The following is a 14553-nucleotide window of genomic DNA, read 5'->3' on the forward strand; positions in this document are numbered from 1 at the left end:
GATAGTTCTACAATGCTAGATTGAATAAAATACCTAAGTAATGAATTATTGTTCCTCCCAAAACAAATATATGCCAAATTCCATGATTAAATGGTATTTTTTTGCATATATAAAATACTATGCCTAATGTATAGGTTAATCCACCAATTAGCAACCACAAAAATAATCCTGGAGGTACCGTATTTAGCATAGGCTTGATAGCGATTACTATTAACCATCCCATAAGTATATAAAGAAAACTTGAAAAATATTTTGATTTATTCATAGTAAAGATTTTTAATACAATTCCCAGAGCAGCTAAAGACCATATTAGAACAAAAATTATCCATCCCCATGTACCTTTCATAGCTACTAGTGCAATTGGAGTATAGCTTCCAGCAATGACCAAATAAATTGATACGTGGTCAAGTACTCTGAATACATGTTTGCTTTTTTCATGGAAAATACTATGATAAAGAGTGGAAGATGTGAAAAGAAAAAATAAAGTAAAACCATATATACTGAAGCTTATAATTTGCATGGCATCTCCGTTAATGCTGGCGAATGCAACAAGAATTACCAGAGCTGCTATACTTAACAAAGCTCCAATACCATGAGTTATACTGCTAAAGATCTCTTCCTTTATTGTATACCTATTTACCAATTTATTAGAATCCTTAGGATCTATTAATGAATCGTAGGTCATACTAGTCACCCCTTAAAGAATTACTATTTATCATATTAGTTTTTGTCTATTATTTATTATAGATAACTTTTTACCAAATTATACAATACTTGATAAGGAAAATCCAGCAACACCCATCATGGTTTGCAGATTTCTCTGTGTGTAGATAGCTCCACACAGAGAAAGACTATAATTCTCTTTTATTAGAGATCTATTTGTTGTATATTTATATAGAACAATCACCTTTTGTATTGATAGATGTTGAATTATGACTAAACATCTGCAATACCATAATGCATATTTTTTAGTCTAAACCACACAATATTTTTAGAGATAAAAGGGATCTTCTTCTTGGAAAGGGGAAAAAATGAAAATAAAGCCCATCAATAGGAAATTAAAGTTATATGGTTTTAATAACTTAACAAAGACTCTAAGTTTCAATTTTTATGATATATGTTATGCATTAAATCCAGCCCATCGTCAGGAGTATATTGAATACATTGATGAAGAATATAATGCTGATCGCTTAGTACACATACTAAATAATGTGGCGAAAATAATTGGTGCCAATGTCCTTAATGTTGCTAATCAAGATTATGATCCTCAGGGCGCAAGCGTTACAATGCTTGTGGCAGAAAATGAAATAAATAAAGAAGATCATATGAATATAAACGATAATGAATCACCAGGACCTGGGTCAGAAGCTGTTGTGGGTCACTTAGATAAGAGTCATATTACTGTTCATACATATCCAGAGAGTCATCCAGATAGGGGCATCAGTACTTTTCGAGCGGATATAGATGTCTCCACCTGTGGAGAAATATCACCTTTAAAAACATTAAACTATCTAATAACAAGTTTTGAACCAGACATTGCAATAATTGATTACAGAGTTAGAGGATTTACTCGAGATGTCAATGGGAAAAAATATTTTTTGGATCATAAGATTAATTCTATTCAAAACTTTATGGCTAGTAAAACTAGACAAACTTATCAAATGGTAGATGTGAATGTTTATCAGGAGAATATTTTCCATACTAAAATGATTTTGAGAGAATATGACTTGGATCACTATCTATTTGGTGTTGCCAAAAAGGACCTACAAGCATCAGAAAAGAAAAAAATAAAACATAGAATAAAAAAAGAGATGTTAGAAATATACTATGGAAGAAATATTGCAAAGTTCAATGGATAGAACGTGTGTAAATATTTACATTGAAAAGGAGAAAAATCATGTTGCCGATTCCAAAAAAGTTTTTTCTAACAAGTGGAAGTTCAGAAGGTGAAACAGAGTTAACTGCTTTTGATGGAGCTCTTTTAAATGCAGACATAGGAAATATAAATCTTTTAAAGGTCAGTAGTATTCTTCCACCAGGTGCTGAGTATTCTGCCGAATTGGAGTTGCCTCTGGGTGGGCTAGTACCAACAGCATACGGTACAATTATTTCCAAAGAACCAGGTGTTACTATATCTGCTGCAGTTGCAGTTGGAAGATCTAAAGATTCCTTTGGAATAATTATGGAACTTGTTGGCAAAATGAAAAAGGAAGAAGCAGAAGAAAAAATCATTAACATGGTCAAGGAATCTTTTGAAATGCGGGAAATGGAAGTAAAAGATATATCAGTATCATGTGCGGAACATACTGTAAAAACTATTGGTTGTGCTGTTGCAGCTGTTCCCATGTGGTATTAAGTGCATATTTATATATATATAAAACTGACCTTTATTAAAACAAGGTCAGTTTTTATAATATTAGGCTTTGTGAAAAGCAAGAATAACTGTTTCAGTTTAGGAAGCAAGTAAATATTAGAGGGGGAATACGATCTTGCAAAGTGTAGAAAATATTAGAGAAAAGGTTGCAGATTTCATTTTTTGTAGTCCTATGAACTGTGTAAATGAATTGGGTGAAATGCAAATATTCGAAACACCACTTGTTGGGGTTGCCCATGCTGAGGATCAGATTTTTCAGAAATTGAAGAAAGAAGAAATTATTGGGCCCCATCATATGGAACCAGTAGAATGGTTACATGGTGCTCAGGTGGTAATATCATACTTTCTGCCCTTTAGCCATCGTGTAATAGCATCTAACAGACTGTTGAAAGAAATCCCATCTACTGAATGGTTATATGGCAGAATAGAAGGACAAGCATTAAATAATGCTTTAGCCAGCTATCTAATAAAAGAATTGGAAGGTTTAGGTGGAAAGGCTATCGCCCCTGCATTAGACACACGTTTTAGTGTAGTCAACCGAAAAAGTAATTGGTCTGAGAGGCATGTTGCATTCATTGCAGGATTAGGTACTTTCAATCTTAGCAAGTCTCTGATTACGAAGAAGGGTTGTGCAGGCAGGTATGGTAGTGTTATTACAAATATTAAATTTCCTATTACTGAGCGGCCATATAAGGATATATATGAGTATTGTAATAATTGTGGTGCTTGTATAAAAAGGTGCCCAGCCTTGGCCATTTCAGAGGAAGGTAAGGACCATGGTTTATGTTCAAATTTTATAGATGAGAATATAGTACCTCGTTTTAAACCTAGATACGGTTGTGGCAAATGCCAAACAGGAGTACCCTGTGAAGCCTCAATTCCAAACAAATAACTCTAGGAGAAGATTTCATGAAGCAGGTTACTGCAGCCCTCATAGTAAAAAATAATAAAATACTTATTGCAAAAAGAAGAGCAAGTGATAAACTGGCAAATAAATGGGAATTTCCCGGTGGCAAAATCGAAGAAGGAGAAACATCGGAGCAATGCTTAATAAGAGAGATTAAGGAAGAATTTCAAATTGAGATAGTTGTGGAAGGTTATTTTGGCAGTAGTAAATATTCCTATGAACATGGAGCTATTGAGTTGCTAGGCTATTGGGCTAAATATAATGGTGAAGACATACTTAAACCAACAGTACACGATGATTATAGGTGGGTAAGTATTAGTGAATTGGTTAACTATGATTTTTCGCCAGCCGATATTCCATTTGTAGAAAAACTTAAATCCATGAAGCTATAGCCAGTATATTAAGACTAGGCATTGAAAACATTCTGGGTGATTCTGGACAAACTCCTAAGTTTGAATTAAACTATTAATGAAAATATTTAACTTAATTTGTATATATTTGGTGATTAATGTGGGTATTTTACAGGCGAAATAATTTTCATTGATTATTAAGTCCAATTACACAAGATGGAGGGGTATAAATGAGTATAGTAAAGCCATCCATATTGCCAGGCTTTATGGAACTATTACCAGCCGATCAATTGTTATTTAATAAAATGCTTGATAAAATTAGAAATAATTTTGAGACATATGGTTATATTCCTATAGATACACCTGTTATAGAGAAGTCAGAAATACTTTTGGCTAAAGGGGGAGGAGAAACAGAGAAACAAATTTATCGTTTTATGAAGGGTGATACTGACCTTTCATTGAGATTTGACCTTACTGTTCCATTAGCCCGCTATGTAGCTCAGCATTTTTCTTCCCTAACTTTCCCCTTTCGTAGATATCATATTGGCAAGGTCTACAGGGGAGAGAGAAATCAAAAAGGGAGATTTAGAGAATTTTATCAATGTGATATAGATATTGTGGGAAAAAATGGTAAACTAAGTGTTTTTAATGATGCAGAAATTCCTAGTGTTATCTATTCAACATTTAAGGATCTAGGTTTTGATTCCTTTACAATTCGTATTAACAATAGAAAGGTTCTTAATGGCTTTTTTGAAGAACTCGAGATTAATGATAAGGCCGAAGTTTTAAGAGCAATAGATAAATTAGAAAAGATTGGCCAAGAAGCTGTAGTTAAGGAATTGAAAAATCTAGGAATTAGTGAAAGATCTATTGAAAGGCTAATCGAATTTATTGCAATTAAAGGAAGCAATTCTGAAATCATAGTGGCCTTGAAATCTTTAAACATCTCTAATGAAGTATACAAAAAAGGGTTAGAGGAACTTGAACAGGTTGTTCATTACATAAAAGCATTTAGTGTTCCTGAAGGAAACTATGCAATTGATTTAAAGATTGCCAGAGGATTGGACTATTATACTGGTACTGTATATGAAACCATACTTAATGACTATCCACAAATAGGTAGTGTATGTTCAGGTGGCAGATATGACAATCTTGCTGAATATTATACAAATCAAAAACTACCTGGAGTTGGTATTTCCATCGGCTTGACACGACTTTTTTATCAGTTGCGAGAAGCAAATATAATTCAGCCAGAATCAGCAACCTTGTCACAGGTTTTGGTTATACCCGTTGATGATGATTTTAAGTATTGCATAAATATTGCTAATGAATTAAGAAGAAATGGAATTGTTTCAGAGGTATATGTTGAAGAAACCAAAATAGCTAAAAAGCTAGGCTATGCTAACAAGCTTGGTATACCCTATGTAATTCTAATAGGTAGTGAAGAAGTAAAAAGTAATCTGTTAACCTTTAAAAATATGAAAAATGGAGAACAGAAGGCTTTAGCTATTTCAGAAATAATCGCAAGAATTAGGTAGAAAATTAAGGTTAGGAGCTGAACAAATGGTTTTATGTAGGGTAGGTAAAGCAGCATAGCATATTGCTGCTTTTTTCAAAAACATATAAAAGTTGATTTTTATTGAAAAATCATTATCTAGGAGGCAAGTATGAATTATCCCGTTAAAAAGTGGTATAATGCGATTTTCACAAGAAAATCCAGAAGAAAGTTTTTAAATAAGAAGATTTCACTAGAATTCATGTCTCAGTTAAAAAAGGTCAGTACGGAGCTAAATCACACTATGAGCGGTGCAAGGGTTGTTATTGTTGAGGAAAACCCTGATGAAGTCTTTAAAGGTATTGTGGGTTCTTACGGGAAAATTACAGGTGCACCTGCCTATGTTGCATTTGTAGGTGACATGAATGACCAAAATGTGCAAGAAAAAGTCGGATACCTTGGGGAAGCACTCATCTTAGAAGCAACCTCATTAAACTTGGCAACCTGTTGGGTGGGAGGTTTTTTTAAACCAGAAGCAGTTGCTAGTCATATTAAAATAGATAATCACGAAAAAGTATTGGCGGTGACCCCAATTGGCCATGTACAACAAGAATATACAATGCAGGAAAAATTAATGTCTGGAATGTCTTCTAGTCGTAAAAGAAAAGATCTAAATATCTTGTTACCAAAATCTTCTCCTGAGAACCTTGAAGAGTGGGAAAAAACTGCCATAGAGGCAGCGAGGCTAGCACCATCTGCAGTAAACAGGCAGCCCTGGAGATTTGCTTTGGAGAATAATGCTATTAAAGTTTCAATGGACAATTTTAAAGGTACATATAATATCTCTAAAAGACTTGATTGCGGGATTGCTATGCTCCATTTAGAGTTAGGAGCCATGTATTCGGGTGTTAAAGGTACCTGGGATTATCTACCAGACCCTGACGTTGCCATTTTTAAAGTGGAAGGGATTGTGACATAATGAAAATATATATAAGTGCAGATATGGAAGGTGTTACTGGAGCATCTCATTGGGATGAGGTGAATAAGGAGAAGGAAGTCTATCAAAAGCTTGTTGAACAGATGACTAGTGAAGTAAAAGCAGTTTGTGACGGAGCTAACAATGCTGGTGCATTAGAAGTATGGGTAAAGGATGCTCACGATACTGGGAGAAACATTGATGTTAGTAAATTACCAAGGAATGTTAAGTATTCTAGGGTTTTTAGTGGTCACCCATTTTTAATGATGCAGGACCTCGACAGCTCATTTGATGCTATTGCCATGATCGGCTATCATTCCTTTGCTGGTTCTAATGGTAGCCCTTTGGCTCATACTCTGGACACAACAGTTAATTACATAATAATTAATGATCAATATGCAAGTGAGTTTCTAGTAAATGCTTATACGGCTTCTTTGGTAAATGTTCCAGTCATATTAGTAAGTGGTGATGAACAGCTTTGTAATCACGTATTGGAGTTTAACAATCAGATTAAGACAATTGCTGTGAACAAGGGTATAGGTAAATCTACCATAAGTATTCATCCAGCATTAGCAGTAGATGTGATAAAGGAAGGTATTGAATCAGCATTAAAAAATGATCTTAGCAAATATCATATTGAATTACCAGATTATTTTGTGGTTGAGATTTCATTTTTTCATCCATATATGGCCTATAAAGCATCATTCTATCCAGGAGCAGAACAGATTTCACCAAACAGTATTCTATTTAAGTCGGAGAACTACTTTGATGTTCTAAGAATGTTTTCTTTTGTAATATAGGAAGCTATCAAATATGTGGAAAAAGGAGAGGGTGTAAATGAAAATATACCAGGTAGATGCATTTACCCATGAACCATTTAAAGGCAATCCTGCTGCTGTATGTATATTGGATGAGACAATGGATAAGCATTGGATGCAATCAGTTGCCCTGGAGATGAACTTATCAGAAACTGCTTTTCTATACCCCCAAAAAGACGGTTTTAATTTATCTTGGTTTACTCCTACTGCAGAGGTTGATTTATGTGGACATGCTACATTAGCAAGTGCTCACACACTCTGGGAAAATGGGTATTTAAAGGTGGAGGAGCAGGGTAAGTTTTATACCAAAAGCGGACTTTTGACAGCAGTCAAAAAAGGCGACTGGATAGAGCTTAATTTTCCAGCAGAACCTGAAAATCAAACAAAGGCGCCTATTGAACTTATAGAAGCTGTTGGAGTAGAACCTATCTATTCCGGTAGGAATCGTTTGGATTATATATTTGAATATGATACAGAAGAGGTAATTCGAGGTTTACAACCAGATTATATATCAATGGGAAAAGTATTAGGCCATAGAGGTGTTATAGTTACAAGTAAAGCTAACCAAGGTGATCATGATTTTGTATCAAGATACTTTGCACCAGGTGTAGGTATTGACGAAGATCCCGTTACCGGCTCAGCTCATTGCTGCTTAGGCCCTTATTGGAAAGACAGGTTAAACAAAAATCCATTGGTTGGGAAACAAGTTTCCAAAAGAAGTGGTGTGGTTAAGGTTACCATAGATGGACAGCGGGTTTTATTAAAGGGACAAGCTGTGACAGTTCTTAAAGGAGAGCTTATAACTTAGCTGGATATTTAATATAGCCGCAGAAAGACTACGTAACAAATTTTGAAGATGTTTTGATAGCGTCAACCGTCAAAGGGGACGCTATTTTAGATTTCTTACTACCAGTTGTGTTTGACTAAACAACAAAATACGTTGTATAATTGTATGCAGAAATACATGAGTGGTAGAAAAATAACTCCACATATTAATGAAAGAATTTTAATAAGAACACAGGAGGTAGATTATATGGCTTTAAACATAGTTGAAAAGATTGTCAAATCTCATCTAGGTAATGAGGGTGACATATGTACTGGAAATGAAGTGGCCCTTAGAATAGATCAAACATTGACACAGGATTCTACAGGAACCATGGCTTATTTACAACTAGAAGCTATGGGGGTGACTAGAGTGAAAACAAAAAGATCAGTTGCATACATTGATCATAATACTTTACAAACTGGCTTTGAGAATGCAGATGATCACAAATATATTCAGACTGTTGCTGCAAAATATGGAATTAACTTTTCTAAACCTGGAAATGGAATCTGCCACCAGGTGAATTTAGAGCGATTTGCTATACCTGGTAGTACACTACTAGGGTCTGATAGTCATACTCCTACTGCAGGTGGCATGGGAATGCTTGCTATAGGAGCTGGAGGATTGGATGTTGCTGTTGCAATGGCTGGTGGTCCTTATTACTTAAACATGCCAAAAGTGGTGAAAGTTGAGTTGACAGGAAAACTACCATCATGGGTTTCAGCCAAGGATGTAATTCTTTATCTGCTTAAACAGCTTGGCGTAAAAGGTGGAGTTGGAAAGGTTTTTGAATATGGAGGAGATGGAGTTCAGAGCCTTTCTGTTCCAGAAAGATCCACTATTACAAACATGGGTGCAGAGCTTGGTGCCACTACTTCTATTTTTCCTAGTGATGAAGAAACTCTAAAATTTCTGAAAGCTCAGGGAAGAGAAGCAGAATGGGCGCCTCTAGAAGCAGATGAGAATGCAAACTATCATGAAATTATAACCATTAATCTGTCTGAACTTCAGCCTCTAGTTGCACAACCGCATAGTCCAGATGCAGTAATTCCTGTAATAGAAATAAAGAACCTAAAAGTAGACCAAGTAGCTATTGGTAGTTGTACCAACTCATCTTATACAGACTTAATGAAAGTTGCCGCTATTTTAAGGGGCAAAAGAGTTCATTCAGAAGTTAGCCTGGTTATTTCACCTGGCTCAAAACAAGTTTTACAGATGCTTGCTGATAATGGTGCTTTGGGAGATTTAATTAGTGCCGGGGCAAGGATATTAGAGTGTACCTGTGGACCTTGCATTGGTATGGGGCAAGCCCCTGCGAGTAATGCAGTATCCGTTAGGACCTTTAATCGTAATTTTGAAGGCAGAAGTGGGACCAAAAGTGCTGAGGTTTACCTTGCGAGTCCAGAAGTAGCAGCTGCCACAGCAGTTACAGGTTTTTTAACTGATCCTAGAAGCTTAGGTGAAATAGTTGACATTGACTACCCTGAAAATTTTACAATTGATGATAGTATGATAATCAGTCCACTAGATGATACTTCTAAGGTTGAAGTTGTTAGGGGTCCTAATATTAAACCGGTACCAACGGCAAAACCATTACCCAAGGGCTTAGAAGGAAAAGTTTTACTGATAGTTGGAGATAATATTACGACAGATCATATTATGCCATCTAATGCAAAGCTTCTTCCATTTAGGTCAAACATACCAAAGCTAGCAGAATATTGCCTTACTCCAGTTGATGAAAATTTTCCAAAAAGAGCGATAGATAATGAGGGTGGATTTATCATAGGTGGTGAAAACTATGGACAAGGTTCTAGTAGAGAGCACGCTGCCTTGGCTCCATTGTATCTTGGAATTAAAGGAGTAATAGTAAAATCTTTTGCTAGGATACACAAATCTAATTTGATTAACTTTGGAATACTGCCACTAACTTTTGAAAGACTAGAAGATATAGACAAAGTAGCAGAGAATGATATCTTATCTGCTAAAGACGTCCATTCCTTGGTAATGGAAGGCAAAGGTTCATTGTTTAATGAAACTTCGGGTGTTGCAATTCCTGTTATTTTAGATATTACACCGAGACAAAAAGAGATATTACTAGCTGGTGGATTATTAAATTTTACAACTCAAGGTAAATAGAATTAAGCATTAACCATTAAGAATACAGGAAATAAATGTATAAAAGGATAGGTGGATGATTATGCAAAAGATTACCATTATACCAGGGGATGGTATAGGCCCAGAAGTAATGGAGGCAACATTAAAAATATTAGAGGCAGCTGCTTCTCCCTTTGAGTGGGAACAAGTAGAAGCAGGAGAAAAGACAATTGAAACCGAAGGAACTCCATTACCTGCTAAAGTACTCGATTCTATAAGAAAAAATAAAGTTGCTTTAAAAGGCCCCATTACAACACCAGTAGGGAAAGGCTTTAAGAGTGTGAATGTGATTTTACGAAAAGAATTGAATCTTTTCGCTAATTTAAGACCTATAAAAAACCTACCTAATGTAAAAACTAGGTTTGAAAATGTTGATTTAATTGTAGTTAGAGAAAATACTGAAGATATCTATGTAGGAATTGAAAGGCAGATCGATGAGGGTAGGGCAGAAGCAGTTAAAGTTATTACTGCTAAAGCCTCAAAAAAAATAGCACATTTTGCATTTGAGTATGCTAAAATGTATTATAGAAACAAGGTAACTGCTGTACACAAAGCAAACATCCTCAAGCTAACAGATGGCTTATTCTTGAAATCTTGCAAGGAAATAGCCCAGGATTATCCTGATATTGAATTTAATGAAAAAATAGTTGACAATATGTGTATGCAGTTGGTACAATTTCCAGAGCGCTTTGATATTCTCGTGTTACCTAACTTATATGGAGATATATTATCTGATCTTGCAGCAGGACTTGTTGGCGGGTTAGGATTAGTTCCTGGAGCTAATCTTGGTGAAGATGTGGCTGTATTTGAGGCTGTTCATGGAAGTGCACCTGATATAGCCGGAATGAACAAAGCCAATCCCATTGCCCTTTTACTGTCAGCATGTATGATGTTGGATTATCTAGGCTATCAAAATATAGGTCAGAGAATAAGAATTGCTATAGACCAGGTTTTAATGGAAGGAAAATTCCTTACCGGTGACTTGGGAGGGAGCAGTTCAACAACAGAGATTACTGAAGCAATTAAGTCAAAACTATAAGGGTCATATCAACCAAGGAGGCTAGTGTAATGGAATATACTGGCGGCGGTGACCAGAACTCACTGCGCGGTATGGTATTTAATCGGTTACTAGACGACATTTTAAATGGGGTTTATATTCCGGGTGAAACTCTTGTTGAATCTAAATTGGCAGAAAAGCTTGGAGTCAGCAGGACGCCAATTAGGGAAGCCATCAAACAACTAGAACTAGAAGGTTTAGTCACTCCGCTACCGAATAGGAGAGTTATTGTCCAAGGTGTTACAGACAAAGATATTGATGACATTTATATTATCCGTAAAAGACTTGAGGGTTTAGCAGCCCGCTGGGCAGTTGTAAACATTACTGATGACGAGTTTCAAGAGTTAAAGAAGACTTTGGATTTAATGGATTTTTATACTGAAAGAGGAAATTTGGATCAGGTTCAGGTGTTAGATGCAGAATTTCATAGTATTATTTTTCAGGCGTCCAAAAGCAAACCACTAAGGTTTGTACTGGCGAATTTTCATCAGTTTCTTAGAAAAGCTAGAGGAGATTCATTAATGGTACCTGGAAGATTACCAAAGGCTTTACGGGAACACAGAGCTATATTAGACGCTATTGCATCCAATGACCCTAATGCTGCTGAACAAGCAATGCAGAGGCATATTTTAGGTGCTAAAGACAACCTGTCATCACATAGAAAAGAAGTGGTTGAAAAATAGGAATTACTAAGAAGACAAACTTTTATTGAATTGCTACCTGTCAAGTAGACAGTAGAAATAAACTAATCAGGCTACAGCTCGATACTCTATTGGGCTGTAGCCTTTTAATATTATTACGCAACACCGTGCTTTTTTGCATAAACTAGCTCCTGATTTGTTCATCTAACGATTAGAATGCCACTAATTGAAGTGTTATAGATTACGGGTTGACCAACCCATCAAATCATAAATTAGTCAATAGCCAATAGTGCCTTCAATGATTTGTGAGATCCCAATAATTGCAATAATCCAATTTGTAAGCACAGGCAAGTCTAGATTGACTGTTGCTAATATTATCAAAAATGCTCCTATCCCAAATCTTAGTGCCCTGTCCCAAGCGGATAAATTATTTTTTACCTTTATATCCATTAATAAATCCTTTCTTTCTTTCACTCACTATTATTATTTTCTCCAAAAACCATTGTACTATGCAGAGGTGTTATCTGGCACTCTTGAACACTTTAACATATAGAAATTTTACAGTAGTGATACATACTATTGTAAACTATGAAGGAGATTATAGATGAAATGTAGAAAAATATACAACAATAAATACTAGGGGGATGGAATATATGTCATATAATCCACGATTAAAGGACCAATTTACTGATTCTCTTTTTGAGGCTATCTTACTGTTAAAAAGTGAAGAAGAATGCTATCGTTTTTTTGAAGATATATGTACGGTAAGTGAGATAAAATCTATGTCTCAACGATTGGAGGTAGCTAAGATGTTGGAGACGGATGCTACCTATTCAGATATAGCTGGGGTTACTGGGGCTAGTACCGCAACAATTAGCAGGGTTAAGAAATGCCTACATTACGGTGCAGATGGCTATCGTCTGATTTTAGACAGATTAGAGGACAAATAAAGAAGGCTTCTGCTGAAAAAGTTATTGACACTCTTCAGTAGGTCATGTTAATATTACGTTAATGCTTTATCACGTTAAACAACAGAAGGTGATTATGTGGATAGTTATAGTAATAGACTTCAAGTTCCAGAAGGGTTTAAAGATTTTTTGCCTGCAGAGGCATATAAAAAAAGATATTTGGAAGAAAAATGGATACATCTATTTAAAAGTTGGGCCTATCGAGAAATAGTCTCCTCAAGCTTTGAGTATTATGATACTTTAACAATGAATGTTGGAGTAGATACGCTAAGCTTATTAAAAACTGTTGATAGAGGAGGACACATTTTAGCCTTAAGGCCTGATATGACATCCCCCATAGCACGTCTGGTGGCAACCCGAATGAAGGATCAAAAGTTACCCCAGCGGCTTTTTTATTTAGCTAATGTGTTTCGTTATGAAAGTGAAATACAAAAAGGACGCCACAGAGAGTTTTATCAAGCTGGTGTTGAATTTATTGGGCCCAAGGGGCCAAAGGCAGATGGTGAAATAATTGCACTAGCTGTTAAAGCTTTGCAGACAGTTGGTTTGAAGAACTTCCAGATTGGATTAGGCCACATGGAAATAACAAAAGGGCTTTTAAGACAGCTAAATGGTACTGATGACAATGTGCGATCAATGAAAATAAGGCAAGCCCTAAGTCGTAAGAATTATGTGCAATTAGCTAACCTATTAAGTTTTAAAAAACAATCAATGGAAGAAAGTATTTTCAAATTAATAACAACTCAGAATAACTTAGATGAAGTTGTTGGTAGCCTTAAAAAGCTAATCACAAACCCGGAACTTGAAAAACCGATTAAGGATTTAGAAGAACTAACCAATTCCTTAAAGGCATATGGAGTAACACAAAGGGTTTTTGTTGATTTTAGCATATTAAGGGATTTTAACTACTATACGGGAATAGTGTTTGAAGGATATAGTGAAAATCTAGGATACCCAATTTGTGGTGGGGGTAGGTATGATAATTTACTAGGAAACTTTGGCTATCCTAATCCAGCAACTGGTTTTGCTATAGGTGTTGAAAGGGTTCTTGAGGCTTTAAGCCGAGAGACAAATCTACAAGAGCCTGAAATAGACTATCTAGTATGTGGAAATCAAGAGGATGAAGTCATTAAAGAAGCAAATCTTTTACGGTCTAAAGGATATGTGGTTGAAGTAGATCTGATGAACCTCTCAGAAAAGGATGCAGAAGAATATGCTGCTAAAAGAGGGATAAATAACATTCTTAGATTATTGTAAAGATGGTACTTGATGCAAGCTAATATTAGATATAAAAAAAGGTGTGAAGCATATGAATATACATTCAGATAAATTAATTATAGCATTACCAAAGGGTAAACTTGGCGAAGGAGCATTAGAAATATTCTCTAAAATTGGATTACCAACAGAAGGGGTTAAAACAGAGTCAAGGAAACTACTTCATGAATTTTCAAATGAAAATATTAAATATCTTATATGTCGTCCAACTGATATACCTACATACGTGGAATATGGAGCAGCTGATATAGGAATTGTAGGTAAGGATTCTCTAGAGGAATCTGGAGCAGATGTGTTTGAATTAGTTGATTTAGGTTTTGGATACTGCAGGTTTGTGATTGCTTTTCCCCAAGATGTAGTTGCAAAGGCTAAAGAAACCAAGGGTAATTTTGATTTAAAATATTTCAACAATGCTAGAGTAGCCACAAAATTTCCTCAGATTACAAAAAAGTATTTTAAGGACAGGGGAGTTCAGGTTGAAGTTATTAAACTTCATGGAAACATAGAACTTGCTCCCACAGTAGGTCTTGCAGATATGATTGTGGATATTGTATCAACAGGCAGAACATTAAAGGAAAACAATCTTCTAGAAGTAGAAGAAATGTTTGAAGCTACAGCAAGATTAATAGCAAATAGGGTTAGTTATCGTATTAAGAATCTAATAATCCAAGATCTTGCTAGTAAATGTTATGAACAAGTCAATAAAAGGAGCTAA

The 14553-nt window shown here is 35.5% G+C and carries 16 protein-coding genes; 14 read left to right on the top strand and 2 right to left on the bottom strand.

Annotation, left to right across the window (positions count from 1 at the left end; all coding sequences use genetic code 11):
* Window positions 1-7: 7 nt before the first annotated feature.
* Window positions 8-625 carry a hypothetical protein gene (locus APF76_11970; protein KUO53636.1) on the bottom strand — a complete coding sequence of 206 codons (618 nt, stop codon included), beginning with the start codon at window positions 623-625 and terminating at the stop codon, window positions 8-10.
* Between the two features lie 406 nt (window positions 626-1031).
* Between APF76_11970 and APF76_11975 the strand changes: the two genes are divergently transcribed.
* The 11 genes from APF76_11975 (at window position 1032) to APF76_12025 (ending at window position 11637) form a co-directional block, all read left to right on the top strand.
* Window positions 1032-1859: an S-adenosylmethionine decarboxylase proenzyme gene (locus APF76_11975; protein KUO53520.1), complete on the top strand. Its 828-nt coding sequence runs from the start codon at window positions 1032-1034 to the stop codon at window positions 1857-1859.
* Window positions 1860-1897: 38 nt separating this feature from the next.
* On the top strand, window positions 1898-2356 hold the full coding sequence (locus APF76_11980; GenBank protein KUO53521.1) for a pyruvoyl-dependent arginine decarboxylase: 459 nt from the start codon (window positions 1898-1900) through the stop codon (window positions 2354-2356).
* 130 nt (window positions 2357-2486) lie between these two features.
* A complete protein-coding gene (locus tag APF76_11985; protein KUO53522.1) occupies window positions 2487-3266 on the top strand; it encodes a 4Fe-4S ferredoxin in 780 nt (259 codons plus the stop codon).
* Window positions 3267-3283: 17 nt separating this feature from the next.
* On the top strand, window positions 3284-3673 hold the full coding sequence (locus APF76_11990; GenBank protein KUO53523.1) for an NUDIX hydrolase: 390 nt from the start codon (window positions 3284-3286) through the stop codon (window positions 3671-3673).
* Between the two features lie 188 nt (window positions 3674-3861).
* Window positions 3862-5169: a histidine--tRNA ligase gene (locus APF76_11995; GenBank protein ID KUO53524.1), complete on the top strand. Its 1308-nt coding sequence runs from the start codon at window positions 3862-3864 to the stop codon at window positions 5167-5169.
* Between the two features lie 129 nt (window positions 5170-5298).
* Window positions 5299-6105: a nitroreductase gene (locus APF76_12000; GenBank protein KUO53525.1), complete on the top strand. Its 807-nt coding sequence runs from the start codon at window positions 5299-5301 to the stop codon at window positions 6103-6105.
* Window positions 6105-6902, top strand: a complete 798-nt coding sequence (locus tag APF76_12005; GenBank protein ID KUO53526.1) for an amino acid amidase — start codon at window positions 6105-6107, stop codon at window positions 6900-6902. Before APF76_12000 ends, APF76_12005 begins: the two co-directional genes overlap by 1 nt.
* Before the next feature lie 37 nt (window positions 6903-6939).
* On the top strand, window positions 6940-7728 hold the full coding sequence (locus APF76_12010; GenBank protein KUO53527.1) for a hypothetical protein: 789 nt from the start codon (window positions 6940-6942) through the stop codon (window positions 7726-7728).
* A 225-nt stretch (window positions 7729-7953) separates the two neighbouring features.
* Complete coding sequence (locus APF76_12015) at window positions 7954-9879, top strand: aconitate hydratase (protein KUO53528.1); 1926 nt, start codon at window positions 7954-7956, stop codon at window positions 9877-9879.
* Between the two features lie 61 nt (window positions 9880-9940).
* Window positions 9941-10936: an isocitrate dehydrogenase gene (locus tag APF76_12020; protein ID KUO53529.1), complete on the top strand. Its 996-nt coding sequence runs from the start codon at window positions 9941-9943 to the stop codon at window positions 10934-10936.
* Window positions 10937-10965: 29 nt separating this feature from the next.
* Entirely contained in the window at window positions 10966-11637 is a 672-nt protein-coding gene (locus tag APF76_12025) for a GntR family transcriptional regulator (GenBank protein KUO53530.1), read from the top strand.
* A gap of 234 nt (window positions 11638-11871) precedes the next feature.
* On the opposite strand, the gene APF76_12030 is transcribed toward APF76_12025, so the two are convergent.
* On the bottom strand, window positions 11872-12069 hold the full coding sequence (locus APF76_12030; protein KUO53531.1) for a hypothetical protein: 198 nt from the start codon (window positions 12067-12069) through the stop codon (window positions 11872-11874).
* A 179-nt stretch (window positions 12070-12248) separates the two neighbouring features.
* Between APF76_12030 and APF76_12035 the strand changes: the two genes are divergently transcribed.
* The 3 genes from APF76_12035 to APF76_12045 all read left to right on the top strand — a co-directional run bounded on the left by APF76_12035 (window position 12249) and on the right by APF76_12045 (window position 14553).
* On the top strand, window positions 12249-12545 hold the full coding sequence (locus APF76_12035; protein KUO53532.1) for a hypothetical protein: 297 nt from the start codon (window positions 12249-12251) through the stop codon (window positions 12543-12545).
* A 96-nt stretch (window positions 12546-12641) separates the two neighbouring features.
* Window positions 12642-13820: a hypothetical protein gene (locus tag APF76_12040; protein ID KUO53533.1), complete on the top strand. Its 1179-nt coding sequence runs from the start codon at window positions 12642-12644 to the stop codon at window positions 13818-13820.
* Window positions 13821-13872: 52 nt separating this feature from the next.
* Window positions 13873-14553, top strand: a complete 681-nt coding sequence (locus APF76_12045; GenBank protein KUO53534.1) for an ATP phosphoribosyltransferase — start codon at window positions 13873-13875, stop codon at window positions 14551-14553.

This window comes from Desulfitibacter sp. BRH_c19, from assembly GCA_001515945.1.
Classification (GTDB): Bacteria; Bacillota; DSM-16504; order Desulfitibacterales; family Desulfitibacteraceae; genus Desulfitibacter.

What these genes read in the sequence shown, in the direction of transcription:
- APF76_11975 (KUO53520.1), top strand. Translation starts at nt 1,032, where the DNA reads ATGAAAATAAAGCCCATCAATAGGAAATTAAAGTTATATGGTTTTAAT.
- APF76_11980 (KUO53521.1), top strand. Translation starts at nt 1,898, where the DNA reads ATGTTGCCGATTCCAAAAAAGTTTTTTCTAACAAGTGGAAGTTCAGAA.
- APF76_11990 (KUO53523.1), top strand. Translation starts at nt 3,284, where the DNA reads ATGAAGCAGGTTACTGCAGCCCTCATAGTAAAAAATAATAAAATACTT.
- APF76_11995 (KUO53524.1), top strand. Translation starts at nt 3,862, where the DNA reads ATGAGTATAGTAAAGCCATCCATATTGCCAGGCTTTATGGAACTATTA.
- APF76_12000 (KUO53525.1), top strand. Translation starts at nt 5,299, where the DNA reads ATGAATTATCCCGTTAAAAAGTGGTATAATGCGATTTTCACAAGAAAA.
- APF76_12005 (KUO53526.1), top strand. Translation starts at nt 6,105, where the DNA reads ATGAAAATATATATAAGTGCAGATATGGAAGGTGTTACTGGAGCATCT.
- APF76_12010 (KUO53527.1), top strand. Translation starts at nt 6,940, where the DNA reads ATGAAAATATACCAGGTAGATGCATTTACCCATGAACCATTTAAAGGC.
- APF76_12015 (KUO53528.1), top strand. Translation starts at nt 7,954, where the DNA reads ATGGCTTTAAACATAGTTGAAAAGATTGTCAAATCTCATCTAGGTAAT.
- APF76_12020 (KUO53529.1), top strand. Translation starts at nt 9,941, where the DNA reads ATGCAAAAGATTACCATTATACCAGGGGATGGTATAGGCCCAGAAGTA.
- APF76_12025 (KUO53530.1), top strand. Translation starts at nt 10,966, where the DNA reads ATGGAATATACTGGCGGCGGTGACCAGAACTCACTGCGCGGTATGGTA.
- APF76_12035 (KUO53532.1), top strand. Translation starts at nt 12,249, where the DNA reads ATGTCATATAATCCACGATTAAAGGACCAATTTACTGATTCTCTTTTT.
- APF76_12045 (KUO53534.1), top strand. Translation starts at nt 13,873, where the DNA reads ATGAATATACATTCAGATAAATTAATTATAGCATTACCAAAGGGTAAA.